The following is a 23,946-nucleotide window of genomic DNA, read 5'->3' as shown; positions in this document are numbered from 1 at the left end:
ATTGGCCTGCTTTACCTCGGGCTGATCACGGTTCTCGATAGCCGCGGTCCCATGCGTCCGCCTCCGCCCGAGGCCCTGGTCGGGGCGGCAGTCGTTTCTTCGCTTCCTGCTGAAGTGGGTCCACAACCCGCCGGAGTGCCGTCTCAAGAAACTCCCGAAGTGAGCGATCGCGTCGGTTGAGGTCGTAATGCCTCTGAACGACGTCCTGGACGCCGCCATCGCCCCAGTCTTGATCCTGCTGAAAGAACGTGATGAAGCTGGCCCCTGCAATTCTGGTGAGCCATCCAGCGGCGACTCCCTGCACGGCTCGTCCGAGCAGAAGCGTGGGAAGGTTCACGCTCAGTGCTGTGCCAATGAGCGTCACTCCTCCTTTCACCACACCGAGCCCTGCCAAGGTTCGCCCAACGGAAAGCGCGAGGTTCTGAGCCCTGTCGCGGGTGAGCTGAATGCCGTAAACACCCGCCACTTCCATCACCATCTGGGCATTGACCGCGGCTGTGCCGAGTAGATCCACACCCGGCAAGGGAGTGGCTGCCACCACCCCTGCACTGATCCACGTGTAGCGATCAACGATGCGTCGGGCTTCCTGTTCGCGTTGCTGATCGAGCAGCGTGCGGCCCGTTTCACCAAGCGATCGGCATTGGAGAAGGATGTTGTCGGCAAGCAACTCCTCGCCGTCTTGATGCAGAACGACGGCGAGTCGTGTAAGCAACGCCCCCACCTCTGGTGGAGGTTGCCAAGGGTTTTGCCCTGGCCTCGGCAACGATTGTGGTGCCGCGCTGGTCCCCACGACATCCTCAGGGGAAAGCCATCCCAGACAGCGTTCACGCAGAAGCTGCAGGAGCCGTCGCTCCTCGTCCTCCCCTCGGAGGTCGCACTTGTTGAGCACGAGGAGAAGCCTCTTGCCAAGACCTGAGAGGCTCTGAACGATGGCCAGTTCCTGGCTGCGCAGATCACCATCCACGACCACCAGCATCAGATCAGCGCGCGACGCCCGTTGTCTGGCCTGTTGCTCGCGGGTGCGTCCGTCCTGGCCCCCTTCAAGGATTCCAGGCGTATCCACAAGAAGCACGCCTCGCTCCAATCCTTTCAGCCTCAAGCGATACGAGCGGCTTTCACTGGTGGATCCCATCGATGCCCCCACCTCGCCCACGATGTCCCGCAGGAGGGCACGGATCAGTGAGGTTTTTCCACTTGATCCGGTGCCGAACACCACCACTTCCAGGTCGCCACGGTCAAGCTGTCGGGCCACGCGTTCCCGCTCCTCCAGCAACGATTGGCGAGCGACATCGTCTTGTAGTCGAGCCAGAAGTCGATCCACACTCTCAAGGCTCTGACGGGCGGCATCCCGTCGATTGCTCGGCGGGACTGGACTGGATGCCCCTGTGCCCTGGGCCCGGCGTCCCTGCTTCCAGCGTTGAACCAACGGAACACCGAATTGGACCAGCGCAGCCACCAGAAGCACAGCGCCGATGAGAAGCACGGGCCCAACAAGCCAGGGAGGCAGCCAATAACTGAGATCCCAAAGCAGGTTGCGAATGGCCTGAAGCACCAGGCCAACCACCATCAGTGCGATCAGAGCCGCAGTTCCTGCCAAGAGCAAGCGGGTCTGTTGTTTCATGCGCCAGTTATCGCGTATTCAGCCCGCCCCGTCCTGCTGAACGCATGATCTCTCCCCAAAGAGACGCCGCCAGGGCACTCGAGCTGGCCGAGGGGCTGTTGTCGTCATTGCCGAGCCAGATTCCCAGCACCCAGTGACGGCTTGGTTCATAGCCGATGAACAGGAGATCGCGCCCGTCATTGGTGGTTCCGGTCTTGCCGCCTTCCTGTCCTCCGAGAGACGCTCCGGTTCCAGTGCCGCTTCTCACTACCGCGCGCAGCATCCCCTGCATTTGTTTGGCAACGTCCGGACGGATGGCCTGACGTCCGGCATTCAGGCTGTTTGCTTGTGGTCCAGTGAGACTGCCGCATCCACGCAGATTGTCCTGGCGGCAGGTTTCAGCATCCATCAGCCGACGGATCGTTGTGGCTGGTTTCCATTGCCCTTTGTTGACCACGGCGGCATAGGCACTGGTGAGCTCGATCAAGCGCACTTCACTCTGTCCAAGCGCCAATCCAGGCACGGGATCAAGAGGGGTGGTGATGCCCAGGGCCCTTGCCTGACGGACCACTTGCTCCAATCCCACGCGCTTGGCCAGGCGCAGGGCTGCTGTGTTGCTGCTTGATGCAAAAGCACTGGTGAGCGTCAGACGCCCCTTGCAGGGACTTTCAAACCGCTGTCCGCCCCATTCCATGGCGCTGCAGTCAATGCTCTCAGTGGGCTTGATCCCCTTGTCCAAAGCAGCCAGGTAAGTCATGAGCTTGAAGGTGCTTCCTGGCTGACGCATGGCCATGGAGGCACGGTTGAACTGACTGAAGCGGTAGTCGCGTCCACCGGCAATCGCGAGTACGCCTCCACTGCGACTGTCGATCACCACCGCAGCGCCCTCTGTGACTCCCAAACCGCCAGCAGTCCTAATCAGGTTGCGCAGTCGTCGTTCAATCACGTTTTGAAGCACCGGATCGAGGTGGGTTTCGATCAGGAAGTTCCCCTCAGCTGCCACCTCAGGGCCCACGAGAGCGGTGAGGTCCCTTTTCACCTGATCGGTGTAGAAGGGTGCTGAGCGACGGGTGGCCTCTTTGCTGCATGCATTTTGGGCCAGCTGAATGGGCTGACGACGAGCCGCGCGCGCTGCATCGAGGGAGAGCCGCCCGGCGTCCGCCATCTTGTTGAGAACCCTGTTGCGTGCTTCGAGAGCGCGTTGCGGGAACTGACAAGGGTCGTGGCCATTGGGCGAGGGCAACAGGCCCACCAACAGCGCCGCTTCCTCCACCGAGAGTGATCCAGCTGATTTGTTGAAAAAGATTCGGGAGGCATCGTCAAACCCCCAGCCCACTCCGAGGTACACCCTGTTGAGATAACTCAACAGCAGCTCACCCTTGCTGAAGCGACTCTCTAACTGAAGGGCGACCAGCAGTTCTCTCCATTTCCGGCCCAGGGTGTCTCCTTCGCCCACCAGATCCGGGTAGAGGCTTCTGGCCAGCTGCTGGGTGAGGCTGCTTCCCCCCTCCAGAACCCGTCCGCCGGTGATGTTGGTGGCGAACGCACGGATGGTGCCGATGGGATCAACCCCTGGGTGCCACCAGAAACGGTTGTCTTCACTGCTGAGTAGGGCGTTAATCAGTGACGGTGAAAACTCAGCAAGAGAGTCCAGTTCCCGGTGACGACTGGAGTCAACGGAATCGAGCGGTTTGTTGTTGCCGTCGTAGATGGCCACCGGGCCACGCACTGTGGCCAGGCGGCCACGGACGGGCACATTCAGACCAGCAAGAACAAGAAGAGCACCCGATCCCCCCAGTGCCAGCACAAGTCCGAGGCCAAACCAGCGCCGGATGCGTTGTGCAACCCGATTTGCTGGGTTTTCAAACCGCAGGGAGGGGGCTCCGGCTTCGCTGGCGGGAGCCAGGCTGATCTGGTCACCGTCTTTCAATTCGATTTCCCTGACCCTGCGGCCCTTCCACCAGAGGCCATTGGTTGAGCCTTGATCAACGAGACACCACTGCCGTTTGCGCTTCTGCAGCACAGCGTGTTGACGGCTGACGGCGGGATGCTCGATGCAGATCTCCAGACCTTGGTCGCGACCAATTCGGTATCCCTCCCCGTGCAGCACAAGGATTTGATCAGGCCGATCGTGCTGATGGATTGTGAGCCGGGCTGCGCCCTTCAGATCAGGATTCGTCATGGCCACGGCGTTCGCGGAAGGCGTCGATGGCAAAGCAGACGACGGAGACATTAATCACGACATCAGCCCAGTTGAAAATGGGGAACTGGATGGGCACCAATTCCAGGAAATCGGTGACATATCCGAGGCGCCAACGATCGATGCCGTTGCCCAGAGTTCCTCCAAGGAGACATGCCAACGCAAGACCCATCCAGACATCTCGCTTGGGTTGACGCCAGATCCAGGCGCCAACGCCAAGGGTGACCAGCAGGCTGAGAACGCCGAGAAACAGGGTGGAGTCTGTGAACAAACTGAAGGCTGCGCCTGTGTTCTTCACCAGGCGAAGCTGCAGCAATCCAGGAATCCACGGCATTGGCCTGCCAAGAATCAAAGCGGAGTGCGCCCAGTGCTTGCTCCACTGATCCAGGATCACCATCGCAACGCTGATCACGAGCAATGCTTCGCGCCGCAGCGACCGACGGGTTCGTTGCCCTGCGCGACCGGCTGGATTCATTCCACCCACAACAGACTCCGCAGCCAACGTGCCAAGAGGCCTGCAGCGCAGCAAAGAGCGAGTTGCGCCACCAGGGGACCAAGGCTGTAGCTAAACAACAGTTCTGCCAGGGGTTGCTGCCAGCGACCGAGTGCGGTTCCCAAAAGGAGATTGAGCAAGCCACAGAGCTGAATAATCAGCAGACCGGCCATGGCAGCCAGCGTGAGCCGTGGGATGTCATTCATGCCGCTCTGCATCGCTAACCGACCGGTCAGCCACGCGGCAGGTATGAATCCGGCCAAGTACCCGAACCCAGGGGTGAGCACATAGGCAAAGCCGCCGCCCCCGTAAAAAACCGGCAGATCCACAAGGCCGATGGTGAGATAGGCGACCGAGGCAATGACACCGGCACGGGGGCCTGCAACCAGGGCGCACAAAAGCAATGCTGGAACCTGCCAGGTGCTGGGCAATGGCAGCACAGCTCCAGGTTGCTCAGGGAGAGGAACCACGAGGGCCGCCTGAATCAAGCTGCCTACCAAAATCAGAAACAGACCGGCGACAGCGCCGCTCCATGTGGCCAGAGCCCTCACGGACAGTCGTCAGCTGGAGCCATCCTGCTGTAAGAGGGAGGCATTGCCCAGCTCCTATGGCCGTTTCCATTGGTGACCAAGTACGACTGCTTCGTGCTCAGCCCTATCTGAAATCAGCGGATCCGATGCCGATGCTGCGTCCACCCGATCTGGTGGACCTTGATGAGGTGGGAACCGTGACCGCTCTGCATCCCGGAGAGACCGTGGCGGTGCGTTTTTCGCGAGGGACTTTTCTGTTGGGAACCGATGCGCTGACCCCCAGCGACGACGAGGCCTCAAGCTGACGCGAACGGCCCGTTGTTCCAAACTGATTTGAGCATGCTGAGGGAGTCAGCTGGCCCACACAGGCTGAGCATCGGCTGGGTCAGGTGTTGCTGCGCCACTGCCTTGAGTGCATCACCGCTGAGGCTGCTGAGCTGATCGAGACAGTGGCGATCGTGGTCGTCGGGTAGGCCAAGCGCGCGGAGCTGGGCGCGACGCTCCGCCCTCTGTCCTGTGGTCTGGGATGCATGGGCCAGCTGCCCTCTGAATTTGGCCATCGCCAACTCGAGGTCCGCTGGGTCAATCACTGTGTTCAGCAGATCGTCCCAGCTCCGCATCAACAATTCGAGACTGAGCCGAGCCCGATCCACTCCGGTGGACGCATGCATCACAAAGGGCGCCGCATGCTGTCTTGCCGGATGGTGAAGTCCCACGTCGTAAGCAACGCCATGCTCTTCCCGTAAACGCCTGAACAGAAGGCTCGACATCCCTGATCCCAGATGGGCCTGCAGCACTCTCAAGGCCAGATCATCCGGATGACCATGGGGGAGCGTGGCCTGACCAAGCATCAGCACCACCTGTTCGGTCTCGACGCTATTCAGAGTTGATGAGTCACCCGCTCCCTCTGCCTTGCTCCTACGGGGGCGGCTCTGGGAGCGAGATTCCACGGGGTCATCCCCCCAACCTTCGAGAATGTCTGGGAGTGTTTCGGGAATCGTTCCGGAGAGAGCCAGGACGGATCCGTCGACGTTCAGTGCAGTGGAAAGGTCCACCAGGTGGTTGTGATGAAGACCCTCTAACTCACCAGCGACTCCTAGGGGGTCGTGCCCGTAGGGACCTTGAGCAAAAGCGAGTTGCCGCCAGCCGTCAAAGGCACGTTGGAATGGATCTTCCTGCTGTCGTTGCAGCGCTTGCAGGCTGAGATCCTTTTCCAAAGAGATCTGAGCTGGGTTCAGATGGGGGCGCTGCAGCATCCAGCCAAGGATTGGCAGCAACCTGTCGGCATCGTTCTGCGCGCATTTCAGGCTCACCAGAATCCCGTCTTCGTGGGTGTCGCAACGCAGTCCTGCACCGCAGCCTTCCACCAAATCAGCCAGCTGGAGATGGTCGAGAGGTCCGCAGCCACGACTGAGCACGGAACCAAGGAGCTGATGTCCACCCCGCTGACCGAAAGGATCTGCGCCGCTTCCTCGGCAGATCCAGAGCTTCGCGGAAAGAACCCCGGTGGTAGCGACCGGGTCGATGACCACTTCAGTAGTGCCGTTCATGTTGATTCCGCAGGGCGGGCGATCAACGTGAAGGCCTGGTCGGGCTGCAGTGTCTGCATCACATCGTCCTTCAGGGCCTCCGCGGTCCACTGTTCGAGATCGTTGAGAGGGTCGAGCAGTTGCCGCTGCCGTCCCCAAACGGCTTGGGAGCCCGCACAGGCAGCAACCGCACCGGGGGCTTCAAGGCTGAAGCGCAGTCCATTGCCCACCAAGTGAAGAGCTCGCTGTCGCTCTTCCTCGAGAACGGGGGCTTCAGCGCTGCGCTGCAGTTCCTGTCGAATCTCCAGTTCAACCCGTTCCAGTTGCTCTTCCGGGCAACATGCCTCAAGCATCACCAGGCTTCCCTGCTCAAGGGTCGTCACATCCATATCGATGGATTCAACGATCTGAAGATCTTCGCGCAGCCGTTGCACCAGTCGGCTCCGACGTCCCTCGGACAGAATTGTTGTCGCCAGATCAGCGCCCGCTACCGCGATGGGATCCGCCGCCGCCGCGGTTGGCCAGACCATGAGAAGGCGCGCTGACTCAAGCCTGGCAAAGCTTTGGCAGTCCCTTCCCTTTTGAAAGGGAAGCGGATTGGCAGAGGGGGGCTCACCGGCAGGTGGGTGTTGTGCTGCGCTTTCAACCCCATCGCTCAATGCGGAGAGCGCGCTGTCCCTCACGTGGTTGATGAGATCACCAGGGATCGCACCGGCGACAGCAAGGCAGCAGTTCGGCCCCTGGTAACGGCGATGGTGGTATTGACGCATTCCCGAGGGATTCATCGCCTTCAAGCTGGTGTCGATTCCGAGGATCGGCCGGCCGTAGGGATGGTTGGGGAACGCGAGTTCCAGCACTTTTTGGAAAACGAGATCATCGGGTTGATCGCGGTACTGAGAGATTTCCTCGAGAACCACCTCGCGCTCCATGGCGAACGAGTCCTGTTCCAACGATGGGCGCAGGACCAGATCAAGCAGCAGCTTGAGCGCTGCTGGCGTTTCCTTGGGTGGAACGAGAACGTGAAAGTGCACGTCATCGAAGCCGGTTGCAGCATTGCTGCTGCCGCCAAGGGCTTCGATTTGGCGATCAAACTCTCCTGGTTGCAACAGCTCACTGCCTTTGAACACCATGTGCTCGAGAAAGTGAGCGATGCCCTCCTCGCCTGCGTGTTCCCAGAAGCTTCCTCCCCGACACCAGAAATCAAGGCAGGTCAGACCGGCACCCGGTAGTTCTGCAGAGACCAGAGTGCTTTGGTTCGGGAGAGTGAGGTAATCCAGTGCAGGACCGGAGGAGATCGCTGTCAGGGTCCCGTGGCAAAGTCCCATTCTGTGCAATGACGGATCGGATTGATGCCTGAGTCCTCAAGCGGCCCGGAGCTTCATCCGTTGGTGGTGTCTCTCGCCGCTCGCATCCGTCAGTGTCGCGAGGGCCTTCCCGAGCTGCAGGACCTTGCGGTTCCGGCCGATCTTGAGGAGATCATCGGCAGTCTTGATGGTGAGGCGTTGAGCATCAGCAATGAAGTGCACCACTGCCGTGGTTTGCGCAAATTGCATCTCGAAACCGCGCGACTCGGCGTGGGCCTGCAAATTCTCCACTGCGTGTTCTTTCCCGACCCACGCTTCGATCTGCCCATTTTCGGAGCCGATATTGTTGCCAGTCCAGCGGGAATCTCTGCGGCCATCGTTGATCTTTCGCCAGTGGGTGAGCACCTGCCAGCTGCGATCGAGGACGACCTCAGCAGCATCGGCATGCCTGCTTTTGAACAGGTCCGTGATCTCCCTGCGTGGGCCACAATTTTTTCGCCCTTCGTTCGCTTCATCCGTCCTGCTAATGGCCAGGAGGAGGAATGGTTTGTGGAGCTCGTTGAGAGCTACCTCAACATCCTGAGCCGCGCTGTGCAGCGTGCCCAACCAATGGCATCCAACGATCCGTTTACGATTGCCCGATACCACGGGCAGGTGTCGTATTGTCAGCAACAGAAACGCAACGACAAAACTCGCCGGGTTCTGGAGAAAGCCTTCGGGACGGACTGGGCCGATCGCTACATCGAACAACTGCTGTTCGACGAGCCGGTGAGTCCATGATGTCCAAACGTGGTCTATGGATTGGGGCAGGGACGCTCACGATCCTGGTGATTGCCGGCGGTGTTGCGTTTCTCCAACGCCCTGCCCGTGTTGTTGCGAAGGCTCCTCAGACCGAATCACCGCGCCCTCCGGAGGCCGTCGCTGCCTTGGGGCGGCTTCGACCTCTCGGAGAGATTCGCCGGCTCGCCGCACCGATGAGCAGGTTCGGAGGCACCCCTCGCGTCTCGAAACTTCTGGTGGCTGAGGGCGATACGGTCACGCGCGGTCAGGTGCTGTCTGTTTTTGATAGCCGCCCTCAGATCGAAGCTGATCTGAAGTCTCTTGATGCCCAGATCCGCACGGTTGATACGGAAATACCCCTGAGACGTCGAGAAGTGGCTCGCTACGCAGAAGCAGCCAAGGTTGGTGCCGCTTCGATGGTGATTCTCGAAGAGAAACAGAAAGATTTGACATTGGTGGAGCGCAAGCGCATCGAGTTGATTGCTGAGCGCCGCGCCCTCGAGGCTGATCTCGTCGACAGTGAGCTGCGATCACCGATTGACGGCACTGTGCTCAGGCTGCACACCCGAGTCGGTGAGCGCCCCGGTGCTGATGGCGTGCTCGAAGTGGGCGCCAGCCAATCGATGGAAGCGCTAATTGAAGTGTATGAATCCGACATCAACAGGATCGCCGTCGGTGATCCTGTGACGCTCGTCAGCGAAAACGGTGGATTTGATGGGCGTCTGATGGGGCGCGTCGAACGCATCAGCCCCCAGGTGAGGCAGCGCGAGGTGTTGTCAACCAATCCAACCGGTGACGCCGATGCCAGGGTTGTGGAGGTTCAGGTCAGCCTTGATCGTGACTCGGCCCGACGGGTTGAATCCTTAGCGGGGCTGAAGGTGATCGCTCGCTTCAAAACCTCATGAGTGGTGGGTTCTGGAGCAACAGAGGCATTCCTCTGGCCTCTTTGATGTTGATTCGACAGCCTGTGCGCTTGGCTGTCGCTCTCGCTGGCATCAGTTTTGCCGGAATTCTGATGTTCATGCAGCTCGGTTTTCGGGATGGGTTGTTTGATGCCAGTGTCACTGTGCATCAGTTATTCGATACCGATATTGTTTTAATCAGCCCGCGATCGACCAGTTCGGTGAGTATGGCTGGCTTTCCGAAAAGGCGTTTAGTCCAGGCCATGGCCCTTCCTGAAGTGGAAGGGATCACCCCTGTGAATTGGAATCTTCTCCTCTGGAGAAATCCGGAAACCCGAGGAACTCGCTCCATTTTGGCCCTTGGGTTTGAGCCCGGTGATCCTCTGTTTACCGATGCAACCCTGGCACCCAAAGCCAAACAGCTCACCCAAAAGGGCCGTGTTCTCTTTGATGAACGATCGCGACCGGAATTCGGGCCAGTTGCTGAGTGGTTTCGCGAAGGTCGCGTTGTTGAAAGCGAAATTGCCGGTAAACGTGTTCGCGTTGCTGGCTTAATTGAGCTTGGTACATCGTTTGGCGCCGATGGAAACCTGCTCACCAGCAGCGAAACATTCCGTGAACTGCTCCCCAACACGCCTCCAGGAAGCATCGAGGTTGGGTTGATCCGCCTCAATGCTGATGCCGACGCTGAGGAGGTGGTCATGCGTCTGAAGACCTTGCTACCTGACGATGTCACGGTTCTGACAAAACAAGGGTTCATCGATTTCGAGCAGAACTATTGGAAAACCGGCACCTCGATTGGCTTCATCTTCACCCTCGGAGCTGCCATGGGGTTCGTGGTTGGCTGCGTGATCGTTTATCAGGTTCTTTATTCCGATGTGAGCGATCACCTGCCTGAATACGCCACGTTGATGGCGATGGGATATCGGCTTTTCAACCTGCTCGGGGTTGTCGTGCGTGAAGGCTTACTACTGGCCCTGTTTGGATATCTTCCTGCTTATGCCGCTGGCCAAGGTTTGTATCTGCTTGTGAGCAATGCAACCCAACTCCCTGTTGCCATGGATTTCAGCCGAGCATTAAGCGTATTCACGATGATCCTGATCATGTGCATGGCGTCAGCGGGGTTGGCCATGCGACGCCTTGTCGATGCCGATCCGGCGGAGATCTTTTGATGTCGAGCACAACCCTCTCAGAAAGCCATTCCAGGCAAGGCTCACGACAGGAGCTGAGTGTGAGCATCAGCGGCTTGAGCCATTGGTATGGCAAGGGGTCGACCCGTCGCCAGGTGTTGCAAGGTGTGGACTTGCAGATTGCCGCTGGTGAAGTGGTTCTGCTGACGGGGCCCTCTGGATGTGGGAAAACCACCCTTCTCACACTGATCGGAGCCCTACGCCAGGTGCAGGACGGTGATGTTCGCGTGTTCGGACAACAGTTGAAGGGAGCTGGGCGGGGGCAGCGACAGAAGCTTCGCCGCCGGATTGGCATGATTTTTCAGGGCCATAACCTTCTTCGTTGCCTCACGGCTGAACAGAACGTTCAGATGGGCTCCGATCTTCTCCCTGGATTCAGCTACCGGGCCCGTCGCGATCAAGCCAGGGAGTGGTTGCGTGCTGTAGGTCTCGATGCTGAGCTCAGCAAGCTTCCCCACGATCTCTCGGGAGGTCAGAAACAGCGTGTGGCCATCGCCCGTGCCCTTGCCGCACGGCCCAAGCTCCTGCTGGCTGATGAACCCACGGCCGCCCTCGACAGCGCGACGGGTCGAGAAGTGGTGGAACTGTTGAAGCGTCTAGCGCGAGAACAGTCTTGCTCAGTGCTCATGGTCACCCACGACCCGAGGATTCTTGATGTTGCCGATCGGCTGGTGCGCATGGAAGATGGCTGCCTCTTTCAGGCCATTGAGTAAGTTGGGAAGACAACCGCCAAAGTTGCAACCTACGCATGGCCAAGCGCAGAAATCTCAAGAAAGAAAAGCAAGAGCGCAACCGCGCTTACGCGCGCAAGTTCAAAAAGCGCAAGATGCGCAATGACGGCCGTGGCGAGGGTGCCGGCAACGGTGTGACAGGAACCGCCAACAACGGCGGAGCCGCCGATTAAGGGCGTGCTCTTTCCAGAGCGGGGGGGGCTTCCCCCCTTTTTTTGTGCCCTTAGGCTGACGTCAATCGGATTCCCGAGAAGCGCGGATGTTCATCAGCGTCGTCATTCCCACCTACAACCGACGCCCGATCCTGGAAAAGTGCTTGCTTGCACTGGAAGGGCAAAATCCCAGTGGGGAGATTGAAAATTATGAGGTGGTCGTCGTCGATGACGGCTCCACCGATGGAACGACGGACTGGTTGAGGGCTTCAAGCAGCCGCTTCCCCCGCGTGCGTCTGATTGAACAAAGCCACGGCGGGCCTGCGGAAGGTCGCAACCGGGGTGTCAGCCATGCCCGTGGAGATGTCATTGTCTTTATCGACAGTGATCTGGTCGTCACGCCAACGTTTCTGGCCAGTCATGCCAGAGCCCTTGCTGCTCAGTGGCATCGCAGTGGTCATCGCCTGTGTTTTACCTACGGCGCAGTGATCAACACTGCGAATTTTGAGCATCCAACCCATGAGCGGCACAAGCTCAGAGACCTGTCCTGGGCTTATTTCGCAACGGGTAACGTCGCCATCGATCGCCGCGTTCTCGAGCAGTCAGGTCTCTTCGATACTGGATTCCGGCTCTACGGCTGGGAGGATCTTGAGCTGGGTGAACGACTCAGACAAATGGGTGTTGCGCTCGTCCGCTGCCCTGAAGCCGTGGGATATCACTGGCATCCCGCTTTTCGGCTTGAACAAATCCCCGATCTGATTCGTGTGGAGAGAGAGCGGGCCCGCATGGGGCTTGTCTTTTACAGAAAGCATCCGAGCCGCCGAGTGCGCATGATCATTCAGTTCACTTGGATGCACAGGATTCTCTGGTGGGTCTTAACCCTCGGGGGATTGGTCAACGAGCAAACACTCAAACCGCTTCTCTCCTGGTTGATCCGTCAAGGACAGCCCTCTCTGGCTCTGGAGCTCTTGCGCCTTCCATTGAACCGACTTGGTGTGGAGGCTTTGTACAGAGAAGCCAAGGTCATGGGTCTGCATTGACCAGCCCATTTGATACATTCAATCTGTTCTTTCAAACCGCACACCTGTCTGTTTCGGGTGCTGATCGTGATCGGCTTCAGTCCGCCACGTGATCCCTGACAGGTGGAGGCCAACCCGAAACCTCAATCAATCATGGCTGTCGTCACTCTCGCTGAGATGATGGAAGCTGGTGCCCACTTTGGGCACCAGACCCGTCGTTGGAATCCCAAAATGTCGCGCTACATCTACTGCGCGCGCAACGGGGTCCACATCATTGACCTCGTGCAGACCGCTGTCTGCATGAACAACGCCTACAAATGGGTGCGCTCTGCTGCAAGAAGCGGCAAACGTTTCCTGTTCGTGGGAACCAAGAAGCAAGCGTCTGAAGTTGTGGCCCAGGAGGCCCTGCGTTGCGGTGGGTCCTATGTGAACCAACGCTGGTTGGGCGGCATGCTCACCAACTGGACCACCATGAAGGCCCGGATCGATCGTCTCAAGGACCTGGAGCGCATGGAGGCCAGCGGAGCCATCGCCATGCGCCCCAAGAAGGAGGGTGCTGTTCTTCGCCGTGAACTGGATCGTCTCCAGAAGTATCTGGGTGGTCTGAAGAACATGCGCCGTCTTCCCGATGTGATGGTGCTGGTCGATCAGCGCCGGGAAACGAATGCGGTGCTCGAGGCCCGCAAATTGGATATTCCTCTGGTGTCCATGCTGGACACCAACTGTGATCCCGATCTCTGTGAGGTCCCCATTCCTTGCAACGACGACGCTGTGCGTTCCGTTCAGTTGGTGCTGAGCCGTTTGGCCGATGCCATCAATGAAGGCCGTCACGGCTCGAATGAACAGCGTGGTGGTGACGGCAGCGAAGGCTGAGTCCCGCGAGCCGCTAAGTTCACGCCGCCCTTCCGATGAATCGGGAAGGGCGGCTTTTTGTCCAAACACTCCTCTCCTTCTCCTCTGATGGCCGCTGCCGTATCCGCCAAGCTCGTTAAGGACCTGCGCGACAAGACCGGCGCTGGAATGATGGATTGCAAGAAAGCACTTGCAGCCACCGACGGCGATGCTGACAAAGCCATCGAATGGCTTCGCCAGAAAGGTATTGCCAGTGCTGAGAAAAAATCAGGCCGAACTGCTGCTGAAGGAGCCATCGGCAGTTACATCCACACAGGCGCCCGTGTGGGCGTGCTGATCGAAATCAACTGCGAAACCGATTTCGTCGCCCGTGGTGACATGTTCCAGGAACTGCTCAGAGACGTGTCCATGCAAGTGGCTGCCTGTCCAGGCGTGGAGTACGTCAACACCGATGACATTCCCTCTGAGATCCGCGAACGCGAGAAGGCCATTGAAATGGGCCGCGATGACCTCGATGGCAAGCCTGAGCAGATGAAGGAGAAGATCGTCGAAGGCCGGATCAACAAGCGTCTGAAGGAACTGGCCCTGATGGAGCAACCTTTCATCAAAGACAGCTCCCTCACTGTTGCTGAACTGGTGAAGCAAACGGCCGGCAAGATCGGCGAGAACGTGAAGGTTCGCCGTTTCACGCGCTATACCCTCGGCGAGGGCATTGAAGTTGAGGAAAATGATTTCGCCGCTGAAGTGGCTTCGATGACCAAGGGCTGATTTTGGGGGCTGATTCGGAGAGCCGCCATCGTCACGACCCAGACCTCCAGCTGGAGCGTCTGGGTCGCCGGTGTCGCTCCCTTACACCTGTTCTTTACCGGGAAGAGGCGCTCTATCTTCAGATCGTGCGCGATCAGCTCTCCAGAGCTGTGCGTACAGCCATCAAGCACCTTCTTTGTGCGCGCAGTGTCGATCCAACCATCCGCAGAGCGGATGGAGTGGGCGATCTGCTTCGGCGTGTTGATGCCCTGGTACAGAGAACCACGTCTCTGATCACCGTTGAGCAGCTTCTGGTCACGGCCGATCGTCTGCGTCGCGATGCGCAACGCATCCGGCTGCTGCAAGTCCAGGCACTGACCACGGCTGTTGAACAGCCTTCTGCTGAACAACCTTCTGCTGAACAACCGGCTGCACCCGGGGTTTGTGAGGAAGTTCATCTCGGCCTGTCCCTTCCCCTGGAACGTCCAGACCTGATTGAAGGCCTCTTCCCTGCACAGGAGACCGTTGAGGAGTCGCCTGATTGCGAGATGGATGAGCCGTCCCACGATGACCTCCCTCCCCCTCAGGAGACGACAGAGCTTGACCTGCTCCGGTCGTTGTTTGTGCTCGCTGGTGAAGCCATCGAACCCAGAGAATCTTCCACGGAATCCACGGACTCGACAGATCCCCTTCTCAGGTTGGATGGCACTGAATCGAATCAGTTGATGCCCACCTCACCAAGTGCTCTGCTGGTCTGGATGGAGGGGATTGATGCGGCTCTTAGCTGGCGTTTGCGCAACCTGTCCCATGCGCTCAACGTGGAGCTGATGCGTGCGGGAATCATTCGAAGCCTGTTGCCTATTCAGCTTCTGGAGGCTGCCTTGAACGGTCAGATTCCATCGGAAGCCACCCAGTCCAATCTTCTGAAGCTTCAGCTGCCCCTACCAACGGCTGGTGATCAGCAGTCTTACGAAGCGCAATGCTTGCTGCTGCGCAGCTCCGAACTGGAATTCGATGATCACGCTCTCCGCCGTTGCCGCGGACGTCTCCAGCATCAACGGCGAGCACTCTCCACTCTTGTGGTGAAGGAGCGACACTGGCAACGTCGCAGCAGCGCCAGAGAGGTTCAAACCCATTGGTGGCCCAACCAAACGGAGAGTCCTCCGCACCATTGAGTTCTGGGCAGGATCATCAGTCCCTGGAACGTTTTCATATTTGGCTACGCCCGCTTCAACAAGCGCTGGCGCTTGAGGCGGATCGTGGATTCGTCAATGTTCAAGGCCGTCAGGACACCTTTCACGGATTCATGAGCCGTGAATTGGGTGCTCCACCAGCAGGCGCGTTCCCGCCCGATTGCGAGGAGCGCCTTCAGGCGTTCTGCCATGAATTTCAGTCTTATCCCTCCCTCAGTGATGCTGCGCGTCGGCGCCTTGTCACAACGGTGAGGCAGTGGCTTCACGCCCTGCGTCAGCGCCTGGAACCCACGCGACCGATGGCACCTCCCAAATTGAAGGTTGCCACTCGCAGCACGGCGGCTGCAGCCCATCAGCAGGGAGATCTCTCTCTCGACGCACCGCTGTCACGGGTTCGAGGCATTGGTCCCAAGCAGGCGGAACGCTTGGCCAGCCTCGGGCTGCTGGTGGTTAGAGATTTATTGCTGCACTACCCAAGGGACTATGTGGACTATTCCGCTTTACGCCGGATTGAGGCCTTAGTTCCTGGGGAAACGGCCACCATCGTGGCCACGGTCCGTCGCTGTCACGGCTTCACAAGTCCGAGAAACCCCAATCTTTCGATCATCGAACTGCAGCTGCAAGATCCCACCGGACGGATCAAAGTCAGCCGCTTCCTCGCCGGTCGCCGCTTTAGCAACCCCTCCTATCTCCATGGACAGACCAGGCTCTATCCGAATGGAGCCACCGTCGCAGTGAGCGGACTGGTCAAGGACGGACCCTACGGCCGCAGCTTTCAGGATCCGTTGATTGAGGTGATGGAGAGTCCCCAGGCTCCTTTGCAATCCAAACGCATCGGCCGGCTTCTACCGGTGTATTCCCTGACCGAAGGACTGACAGCGGATCGTTTCAGGAGCTTGGTGGAGGCAACCCTGCCATCCATCCGTTTGTGGCCCGAGCCACTGCCGGCTCAACGACGCCAGGCCAGGCAGCTGCTGCATCGGCACCAGGCCATGACGGCGATCCATCGACCGGAGTCATCCGAGCAACTCCAACAGGCCCGTCACCGGCTTGTCTTTGATGAATTTCTGCTGCTCCAGCTTGGATTGATGCAGCGCAGGGCGGCACTGCGCCAACGAACAGCGCCATCCCTGAAGATCACGTCGGATCGAGACGGTCTCCTGAGTCGATTCCTGAACAATCTTCCGTTCCAGTTCACAAACGCTCAAACCAGAGTGTTGGCAGAAATTGATGCCGATCTCGAGCGCTCGGAACCCATGGCTCGGTTGGTGCAGGGTGATGTGGGCAGCGGCAAAACCGTTGTTGCGGTCGCTGCCTTGCTCAAGGCCATTCAGGCTGGATTACAGGGAGCCATGATGGCCCCCACCGAGGTGCTAGCTGAACAGCACTACCGCAGTCTCTGCCAATGGCTCCCCCCTTTGCATGTCTCGGTTGAGTTGCTCACCGGTTCCACGCCGCTGAAGAAGCGTCGGCGCCTTCTCGCCGATGTGGCTTCCGGGGCCTGCAAGGTTCTCGTGGGGACTCACGCCCTTCTCGAAGATCCCGTGGCCTTCGAACGTCTTGGCTTGGTGGTTGTCGATGAACAGCACCGCTTTGGGGTGCGTCAGCGCAATCGACTTCTTGGAAAAGGGCTGCAACCCCATCTGCTCACGATGACGGCGACACCGATTCCGCGGACGCTGGCGTTGTCGCTTCATGGTGATCTCGACGTCAGTCAGATCGATGAGCTCCCCCCTGGCCGCACGCCGATCATGACCACAATGCTGGCCGGCTCTGAGCGCGATCAGGCCTACAGCTTGATCCGCGAAGAGGTGGAGAAAGGTCAGAGAGCCTATGTGGTGCTTCCCCTGGTGGAAGAGTCAGAAAAAATGGACTTGCGCTCAGCCGTTGATGTGCATCGTCAGCTTGAGGATGAGGTGTTTCCAGATCTCAAGGTCGGACTCCTGCATGGACGGTTGCCAAGTGTGGACAAGCAGGCGGTGATTCAGGCGTTCGCGAAAGGTGAGACGCAGGTTCTGGTGTCCACAACCGTTGTGGAGGTTGGTGTGGATGTTCCGGAAGCCAGCGTGATGATGATTGATCATGCCGATCGTTTCGGATTGGCCCAACTTCACCAGCTCCGTGGGCGGGTTGGCAGAGGTGCGGCCGCATCCCGATGCTTGCTGATCAACGACAGTCGCAACCCCCTGGCCCGGCAAAGGCTTGAAGTGCTTGTACGTTCAACCGACGGTTTCGAAATCGCCGAAATGGACTTGCGACTTCGTGGTCCCGGCCAGGTGCTGGGGACTCGCCAGTCCGGGTTGCCGGACCTGGCTTTGGCCAGCCTGGCTGATGATGGCTCCGTTTTGGAGGAAGCTCGGGAAGAAGCGGCCGATATTCTCCGCAACGATCCTGATCTGATCGATCACTCTGTGCTGCGCAGCCTGCTGGATGCGCAACGCAACCGGGTGACGTCTGCGGCGCAGTTGAATTAAGGAGCTGATCAATAGAGTTCGGTTGATTGCAAGATCAACGATGCGCCGGCCTTGGAGTGATGTGGCCATCACGGAGTGCGGTGAACCGCTGCAGTCGCTCAGAGGGACGTTCCTCTGTTTTGAGCCCCATCCCTACGCAAAACTCGGTGCCCCCTACGGAGATCAGGGTGATCCCTTCAGGCTGCGCGCAAGTGTGATCGCGCGACTGGTGCAAGCGCAGAACCAACTCATTCAGCATCCGGACCCCGAGGTCGGCCCGCTTCAGCTCCTTGTGTTGGATGCCTGGCGTCCAGTCAGTGTTCAAGCCTTCATGATCGAGCACGCGATTGAGGAGGAGTGTGGACGTCGTGGCCTCAATCCGTCGCAGCCCCAATGGCAGACGGCACTGGATGAGGTTAAGCGCGAGGTTTCACGGTTCTGGGCGCCACCCAGCGAGGATCGCTCCATGCCGCCTCCCCACAGCACGGGTGCAGCGATCGATTTAACGCTGGCCGATCAGCGTGGAGCGGCTTTGAACATGGGGGGAGCATTCGATGCCATCGGCTCTGAATCCCTGCCAGACCACCATGCATCCGCTGCGAAGGCCAATCCCAACAGCCCAGAAGCCCTCTGGCACCAGAGACGGTGCAGCTTGCATGCCGCCATGAAACAAGCGGGTTTTGTGCGTCATCCCAATGAGTGGTGGCATTTCAGCCACGGGGATCAGCTGTGGGCCTGGACGGTTGCGGAGTCGATCGCTGTTTACGGCCGCGTGGATGGTGACGCGTGCGCTGCGGCGAGCAGTTCAGCGACGCGCTCATCACCGAGCCGGTTCACGTGATCACCAAAACCTCTCCGACCACCAGCCTGCTTCCAGCTCACAAGCAGCGGTTCCAGCGTGCTTTCAAGTTCATCCAATGGCATGCGTTGCAGAAAGGGTTTCGCTAAGCGCTGAAGATTGGCGCTGCCACCAAGCCACAGTTGATACTGATTCACACCGCTGCCGACCAGTGCGAGCTCTGCCATGTATGGACGGGCACAACCATTGGGACATCCCGTCATGCGGAACAGGAGTGACTTCTCGATTTCAAGCCTGCTGAGTTGGGCATCCAGCCGCTCGAGCACCTTGGGAAGGATGCGTTCGGATTCAGTAATGGCTAACCCGCATGTGGGTAAGGCAGGGCAAGCAATGGCATGACGAGCCAGCGGTGGGGGCGCTTCCGGCGTTTGCATTCCAAGATCCGACAACGCGTCACGCACGGAATTGCGCTGAGCACTGCCGATGTTGCAGAGGAGCACGTCTTGATTGGGTGTTAAACGCAGCTCGAGCTGGTAGCGATCCACGATGTCGCGGAGCCCTGCCTTGAAGGATCCCTCAAGTCGTCCGCACAGCAATGGAATGCCAACAAACCAAACACCGGGCTGCTGTCGGTGCCAGCCGAGGTAATCACTGAGCTTGGCTTTCGACTCGTTGCGAAGACCTTTGAGCTCACCGCGGAAATAGTTCTGCGTGAGTTCGGTCCTGAACCAGGACACGCCTTTGTCGTGAAGAAGATATTTCATCCGGGCATGACGCCGGATCTGACGATCACCGTGATCGCGCTGCAGGGCCAGGATCGACTGCACGAGATCGAGCACATCGCCTGCTGCGACGTAGCCAAGGGGATCAGCAACCCTCGCGAAAGTCTCTTCTTTGTTGTGGGTGCGGCCCATGCCGCCGCCCACATACACATTGCAGCCGAGCAGAGCACCTGCAGCATCAGTGAACGCCACGAGGCCAATGTCCTGGGTCAGAAGGTCGACGGAGTTGTCCCCAGGGACCGTCACGGCCACTTTGAACTTTCTGGGGAGATAGGTGTCTCCGTAGAGAGGCTCGTCGTCGCTGCCGGAGAACACGCCGGCATCGCGTTGACGGAGGCGTGCTGCCTTCACCGATCGCGAAGGACGAATGCGGTAACTGAGGTCGCCATCGATCCACAAGTCGAGGTATGAGGATTCAGCGGCTTCGGGGCTGAGAACATCGGCAATCTCGTCGGCCAATTGGCGAGCCGCTGGATAAGCCCCTTTGGCGTAAGGAGCAGCCGGTGCCATGACATTGCGGTTGATGTCTCCACAGGCCGCCAAGGTGGAACCCATGTTTTCCACGATGGTTCCAATGACTTCTTTCAGGTCCCCTTTCGGGATGCCATGCATTTGAAAGGCCTGTCGCGTCGTGGCGCGCAGGGATCCATCACCGAGGCGGTTGGACAGGTCATCCATGGCCAGGAACAACTGGGCAGGGATGCGACCGGCAGGACTGCGCAGGCGCAGCATCATTTGCCAGGTCTTGTCTTTTCCTTTCTCCCTTTTATCGCGGTCATCTTGCTGGTAACTCCCGTGGAACTTCAGCAGTTGCAGGGCATCCTCACTGAAGAAGGGAAGATCGTTCGCGAGTTCGTCCAGCAGGGGGTCCCGCAGGTGATGACTGTCGAGCTTGCGTTGCTCAGCCTTCGGCAGCCTGGTAGTGGTTGATTCCGTGGCGGATTCCACACTGGACTGACTCACCGGCAAAGAGCTGCAGCAACCTCTTGAAGCTAGCGAAGCGGCCACCTCTAGCGACTCCTATTAGCGGCTTCCAATACAGTCTCTTCTTGGATATCCGCGTGCTGTGGCGAACACGTTCCTTCTCGAGATCGGCACTGAAGAACTTCCCGCCGATTTCGTTCCCTCGGCTCTTCGGCAATTGGAGCAGAGGATTCGTAGCGATCTCAAGGATCTGCGCCTGGCCCACGGGGAACTGTCCGTGACGGGAACACCGCGTCGACTTCTTGTGGTCGTCAGGGAACTGATCGATTCTCAGCCCGATCTGGAAGAAGACCGCAAAGGTCCACCAGTTTCCCAGGCCTTAGTGGATGGCCGGCCTGGACCCGCTGCAATCGGTTTTGCCAAGCGCTGTGGCGTCGATCCAGAGGATCTCCAGCCCAAGGACACGCCGAAAGGCCCTTGTCTATTTGCACGGGTCAAGACTCCAGGCCAACCCAGTTCCGCACTGCTTGGAGAGTGTGTTCCCCGATGGATCGATGCACTGCAGGGTCGTCGATTCATGCGTTGGGGCTGTGGAGAGCAGCGCTTCAGTCGACCGGTGCGTTGGCTGGTGGTGATGCTGGGGGATGCCGTCATTCCTGTGACTCTTGATACTGCAGACCCTGTGGTGACCAGCGGACGCACAAGCCGTGGTCATCGTTTGCATGAACAGCTTCAGGAGGTGAACTCTGCCGAGGACCTTCTGAGGCAACTCAACGACGCCGGGGTGATGGTGAACCGTGAGCAACGGGCTGAAACCATTCGCGCTGCGATCGTCTCGGAATCCGAGCGCTGTGATGGACAAGCTGATTGCCCAGAGTCGCTGTTTCAGGAACTTGTCGATCTTGTTGAAAGCCCATCGGTGCTGAAAGGCCGGATTGCGGATCGCTTTTTAGAGCTGCCACCCGAAGTGATTGTCACGGTGATGCAAGCCCATCAGCGTTACGTGCCTTTGCGGATCCCGCAGGCTGTTTCAGACCCTTTGCAGCTTCAGGCCCGAAACGTTCTGAAGCCTGAATTCCTGCTGGTTAGCAATGGAGTGGAGTCCGCTTCGGACACCATTGTCAGCGGAAATCAACGCGTTCTTGGGGCCCGGCTAGCCGATGCCGAGTTCTTCCTCAATGTTGATCGGCGTCAGTCCAGTGAGCAGCGACGGCAAAGCCTGGAGCGTGTCACCTTTGCTGAGGGTTTGGGGTCGCTTTTCGATCGAAGTGAACGCATCAGTTGGGTCATGGACCAATTGCTGCTTGCGCTTCAGCTCGAAGGGACGGTCGCCAGCCATGCCAGACGTGCCGCCCACCTTTGCAAGCACGATCTTGTCTGTCAGATGGTTGGAGAATTCCCTGAACTGCAGGGATTGATGGGCGGCAAGTATCTGCTTGAAGAAGGAGAGCCCAGAGACGTGGCTCTTGCGGTTGCAGAGCACTATCTGCCTGCTGGGTCCGGTGATGCGCTCCCTGCCAGTGACGCTGGTGCCCTGTTGGCTTTAGCGGAACGCATCGAATTGCTGCTGAGCATTTTCGCCAAAGGTCAGCGACCGACGGGATCCTCTGATCCCTATGCCCTTCGCAGAGCCGGCAATGGAATTGTTCAGATCCTCTGGAATCGGGGTTGGCAACTGCCTCTGCAGTCCCTCTTCACAACCGCATCAACGCACTGGGCTGAGCGTTTTCCAGCCTTCAATGTTGAAGCTGAAGCCCTCGCCAACGATCTCGGACAGCTGCTCTGTCAGCGCATGGTGTCCCAATTCGAAGACGATGGATTTGCGATCGATCTGGTGCAGGCCGTCTGTGGGGAAGGGGTGAGCACCGAGCGCTTGCTGGAGGATCCGGTGGATGCACGGGATCGCCTTCTGCTGTTGAAGACACTGCGAGAATCTGGCCGACTGCAAGACCTTCAAGCTGTTGTCCAGCGTGCATCCCGTCTGGCTGAAAAAGGCGACTTGCCTCCGTCGAAGCTCTCTGTTGAAGGCATCGTGGATGCCTCCCTCTTTGATTCACCGAGTGAAGCTGCGCTGCTTGTGGAACTCGAAGCCTTGAGACCCCTGGCCCAAGCGAAAGACTACGAGCGTTTGGCTCAGAGACTTCAGGGAGCAGCCCGTGCGCTTGAAGCGTTCTTTGACGGCTCCGACAGCGTGATGGTGATGGCTGAAGACCCATCAGTGAGGCGAAATCGCCTCAACCTGCTGGGAGTGCTGCGCAATCAAGCCTCAGTTTTGGCTCGATTCGACCATATCCAAAGCTAAAGCTGAGATTGCAGCTGAATCTGCATCTTGCAGATTCAGCTGCTCAGAGATTCAGCCTGTGGTGACGGTGAGGCGCTCTTTCGGCTCTGCGGTGGATTCGTTGTGAGCCTGCGCCTTGATGGCCTGGGCTGCTTCATCAGCGAGGAAATCTCCCTCTGACCGCCCCACAGCGGAGGGAACGGCGTCGTAGCCAGCAGGAGCAAGGGCTTCACCACGAAGCAGGCTGCCAAGGGTACGAAGGGTGAGTTTGATTTGCTGCCAGGGATTCATCAACACCACCCTCTTGTACAGATAGCTGTCAAACGTGAGTTTCTGCACATCACGGTCGTCACACATTTCGACGAATGCTTCGCGGGCCGCATCGTTGCGATAGAAAATCCGTTGAAGAATGTCGAGAACGGCGTAGGTGGCTCCGTACTTACGATCCCAACGCTTGAGGTAGGTAGACTTGATTTCCTTTTCAGTGGGGACGCGGCTGCCGTTCGCTGAAATCTCAACAATGGCTTCAGCGCACATCCGCCCACTTTTGGCAGCAAAGTAGATGCCTTCACCAGAACTCTTGGTGACGTAACCGGCAGCATCCCCAACCAGAGCCATTCGCCCAACGACACGACGCGGCCTGGGATGTTCAGGAATCGGATGGGCTTCAACTTTGATCACTTCACCTTTGAACAAGCGCTTGCGTGCGCGCTCACGGATTCCCTTTTGCAACCCTTTGATCAGGGACTGGTTCTGTTGCATGGTCCCTGTTCCCACGGCCACATGGTCGTATTTCGGAAAAACCCAGGCATAAAAATCGGGAGAGACGTCGGTCCCGACGTACATCTCGGCGAGATCTTCGTAGTAAGTCATCTCTTCAGGAGGCAGTTTGATGCGTTCCTGAAAAGCGATGGCCACGTTGTAATCACCAGCATCCATTGCTTTGGCCACACGGGAATTGGCACCGTCGGCTCCGATGATCAAGTCCACCTCAAGGGTTTTCAGTTCACCGGTCGGACCCCCCGAGCTGTAGTCGGCGTAATGCAGGGTGTAAGGACCCTGACGTGCATTGCCGGTGTCGATCTTCTGAACAAGACCATTGACCAGGGTTGTGCCGAGGTCAGCGGCACGGTTGCGCATGAAGGCATCGAAGACCTCACGGCGGCACATCCCGATATAAGCGTTGTCGTCGTACCCGAGGGGATCAAGCTTGATATCCACCTCCTTGTTCGAGGGGGAGATCATTTTCATGTTCCGCACCTTGCGGTCGATGATCGATTCCGGCAGGTCGAATTCCTCGACCATGCAGAGAGGAATCGCTCCACCACAAGGTTTGGCGTTGTCGAGCTTTCGCTCGAACAACCAGGTGCTGATGCCAGCCTTGGCCAGAATCTCGGCTGCGCAGGATCCGCTCGGACCACCTCCGACGACGGCAACTCTCAGCATCTCAGCTCACTCCGCTGGATTGTTATTAAAAAGCTATCA

At 58.6% G+C, this 23,946-nt stretch carries 21 protein-coding genes; 13 read left to right on the top strand and 8 right to left on the bottom strand.

Annotated elements, in window-relative coordinates:
• Positions 1-25 precede the first annotated feature (25 nt).
• Genes SynBMKMC1_RS07455 through SynBMKMC1_RS07440 form a run of 4 tightly spaced genes read right to left on the bottom strand, consistent with a single transcriptional unit; the run spans position 26 to position 4,844 of the window.
• Positions 26-1,621 (bottom strand): GTP-binding protein, encoded by a 1,596-nt coding sequence (locus tag SynBMKMC1_RS07455; RefSeq protein ID WP_186471280.1) that lies wholly within the window; start codon positions 1,619-1,621, stop codon positions 26-28.
• Positions 1,622-1,628: 7 nt separating this feature from the next.
• On the bottom strand, positions 1,629-3,782 hold the full coding sequence (locus SynBMKMC1_RS07450) for a transglycosylase domain-containing protein (protein WP_186471279.1): 2,154 nt from the start codon (positions 3,780-3,782) through the stop codon (positions 1,629-1,631).
• Positions 3,769-4,275, bottom strand: a complete 507-nt coding sequence (lspA, locus tag SynBMKMC1_RS07445; protein ID WP_186471278.1) for a signal peptidase II — start codon at positions 4,273-4,275, stop codon at positions 3,769-3,771. The genes SynBMKMC1_RS07450 and lspA overlap by 14 nt, the downstream gene beginning before the upstream one ends.
• Entirely contained in the window at positions 4,272-4,844 is a 573-nt protein-coding gene (locus SynBMKMC1_RS07440) for a biotin transporter BioY (RefSeq protein WP_186471277.1), read from the bottom strand. The genes lspA and SynBMKMC1_RS07440 overlap by 4 nt, the downstream gene beginning before the upstream one ends.
• Positions 4,845-4,900: 56 nt before the next feature.
• Between SynBMKMC1_RS07440 and SynBMKMC1_RS07435 the strand changes: the two genes are divergently transcribed.
• Entirely contained in the window at positions 4,901-5,128 is a 228-nt protein-coding gene (locus SynBMKMC1_RS07435) for a DUF3148 domain-containing protein (RefSeq protein ID WP_186471276.1), read from the top strand.
• Here SynBMKMC1_RS07435 and SynBMKMC1_RS07430 read toward each other — a convergent pair.
• Together SynBMKMC1_RS07430 and SynBMKMC1_RS07425 are read right to left on the bottom strand one after the other, a co-directional pair.
• On the bottom strand, positions 5,120-6,373 hold the full coding sequence (locus SynBMKMC1_RS07430; protein ID WP_186471275.1) for a pitrilysin family protein: 1,254 nt from the start codon (positions 6,371-6,373) through the stop codon (positions 5,120-5,122). The genes SynBMKMC1_RS07435 and SynBMKMC1_RS07430 overlap by 9 nt on opposite strands.
• Positions 6,370-7,677 (bottom strand): pitrilysin family protein, encoded by a 1,308-nt coding sequence (locus tag SynBMKMC1_RS07425; protein ID WP_186471274.1) that lies wholly within the window; start codon positions 7,675-7,677, stop codon positions 6,370-6,372. Before SynBMKMC1_RS07425 ends, SynBMKMC1_RS07430 begins: the two co-directional genes overlap by 4 nt.
• A gap of 24 nt (positions 7,678-7,701) precedes the next feature.
• Here SynBMKMC1_RS07425 and SynBMKMC1_RS07420 point away from each other — a divergent pair, with 24 nt between their 5' ends.
• The 11 genes from SynBMKMC1_RS07420 (at position 7,702) to SynBMKMC1_RS07370 (ending at position 18,516) form a co-directional block, all read left to right on the top strand.
• Entirely contained in the window at positions 7,702-8,436 is a 735-nt protein-coding gene (locus SynBMKMC1_RS07420; RefSeq protein WP_186471273.1) for a phycocyanobilin:ferredoxin oxidoreductase, read from the top strand.
• The gene (locus SynBMKMC1_RS07415) at positions 8,436-9,341 is read left to right on the top strand and encodes an HlyD family efflux transporter periplasmic adaptor subunit (protein ID WP_186471272.1); all 906 of its coding nucleotides are present in this window, start codon (positions 8,436-8,438) and stop codon (positions 9,339-9,341) included. Before SynBMKMC1_RS07420 ends, SynBMKMC1_RS07415 begins: the two co-directional genes overlap by 1 nt.
• Positions 9,338-10,510 (top strand): ABC transporter permease DevC, encoded by a 1,173-nt coding sequence (gene devC, locus SynBMKMC1_RS07410; protein WP_186471271.1) that lies wholly within the window; start codon positions 9,338-9,340, stop codon positions 10,508-10,510. The genes SynBMKMC1_RS07415 and devC overlap by 4 nt, the downstream gene beginning before the upstream one ends.
• Complete coding sequence (locus SynBMKMC1_RS07405; protein ID WP_186471270.1) at positions 10,510-11,241, top strand: DevA family ABC transporter ATP-binding protein; 732 nt, start codon at positions 10,510-10,512, stop codon at positions 11,239-11,241. The genes devC and SynBMKMC1_RS07405 overlap by 1 nt, the downstream gene beginning before the upstream one ends.
• 35 nt (positions 11,242-11,276) lie before the next feature.
• The gene (locus tag SynBMKMC1_RS07400) at positions 11,277-11,432 is read left to right on the top strand and encodes a hypothetical protein (RefSeq protein ID WP_006850288.1); all 156 of its coding nucleotides are present in this window, start codon (positions 11,277-11,279) and stop codon (positions 11,430-11,432) included.
• An 86-nt stretch (positions 11,433-11,518) separates the two neighbouring features.
• On the top strand, positions 11,519-12,451 hold the full coding sequence (locus tag SynBMKMC1_RS07395; RefSeq protein WP_186471269.1) for a glycosyltransferase family 2 protein: 933 nt from the start codon (positions 11,519-11,521) through the stop codon (positions 12,449-12,451).
• Between the two features lie 132 nt (positions 12,452-12,583).
• Entirely contained in the window at positions 12,584-13,303 is a 720-nt protein-coding gene (gene rpsB / locus SynBMKMC1_RS07390; RefSeq protein ID WP_186471268.1) for a 30S ribosomal protein S2, read from the top strand.
• An 87-nt stretch (positions 13,304-13,390) separates the two neighbouring features.
• Entirely contained in the window at positions 13,391-14,050 is a 660-nt protein-coding gene (tsf, locus tag SynBMKMC1_RS07385; RefSeq protein WP_011933233.1) for a translation elongation factor Ts, read from the top strand.
• A 2-nt stretch (positions 14,051-14,052) separates the two neighbouring features.
• The gene (locus tag SynBMKMC1_RS07380) at positions 14,053-15,204 is read left to right on the top strand and encodes a hypothetical protein (protein ID WP_255486085.1); all 1,152 of its coding nucleotides are present in this window, start codon (positions 14,053-14,055) and stop codon (positions 15,202-15,204) included.
• Entirely contained in the window at positions 15,165-17,696 is a 2,532-nt protein-coding gene (gene recG, locus SynBMKMC1_RS07375) for an ATP-dependent DNA helicase RecG (protein WP_186471267.1), read from the top strand. The genes SynBMKMC1_RS07380 and recG overlap by 40 nt, the downstream gene beginning before the upstream one ends.
• A gap of 40 nt (positions 17,697-17,736) precedes the next feature.
• Positions 17,737-18,516 (top strand): M15 family metallopeptidase, encoded by a 780-nt coding sequence (locus SynBMKMC1_RS07370; RefSeq protein WP_186471266.1) that lies wholly within the window; start codon positions 17,737-17,739, stop codon positions 18,514-18,516.
• On the opposite strand, the gene SynBMKMC1_RS07365 is transcribed toward SynBMKMC1_RS07370, so the two are convergent.
• Positions 18,438-20,219 carry an NADPH-dependent assimilatory sulfite reductase hemoprotein subunit gene (locus SynBMKMC1_RS07365; RefSeq protein ID WP_255486084.1) on the bottom strand — a complete coding sequence of 594 codons (1,782 nt, stop codon included), beginning with the start codon at positions 20,217-20,219 and terminating at the stop codon, positions 18,438-18,440. The genes SynBMKMC1_RS07370 and SynBMKMC1_RS07365 overlap by 79 nt on opposite strands.
• Positions 20,220-20,322: 103 nt before the next feature.
• Here SynBMKMC1_RS07365 and glyS point away from each other — a divergent pair, with 103 nt between their 5' ends.
• Positions 20,323-22,482: a glycine--tRNA ligase subunit beta gene (gene glyS, locus SynBMKMC1_RS07360; RefSeq protein ID WP_186471265.1), complete on the top strand. Its 2,160-nt coding sequence runs from the start codon at positions 20,323-20,325 to the stop codon at positions 22,480-22,482.
• Between the two features lie 51 nt (positions 22,483-22,533).
• Here the strand turns inward: glyS and chlP are convergent, their stop codons facing one another.
• Complete coding sequence (chlP, locus tag SynBMKMC1_RS07355; protein ID WP_186471264.1) at positions 22,534-23,907, bottom strand: geranylgeranyl reductase; 1,374 nt, start codon at positions 23,905-23,907, stop codon at positions 22,534-22,536.
• Positions 23,908-23,946: the final 39 nt, after the last annotated feature.

It is taken from the genome of Synechococcus sp. BMK-MC-1 (assembly GCF_014279955.1).
In the GTDB taxonomy this organism is placed as follows: domain Bacteria; phylum Cyanobacteriota; class Cyanobacteriia; order PCC-6307; family Cyanobiaceae; genus Synechococcus_C.
The sequence above is the reverse complement of the archived record's forward strand: the minus strand, read 5'-3'. Positions and strand labels throughout refer to the sequence as shown.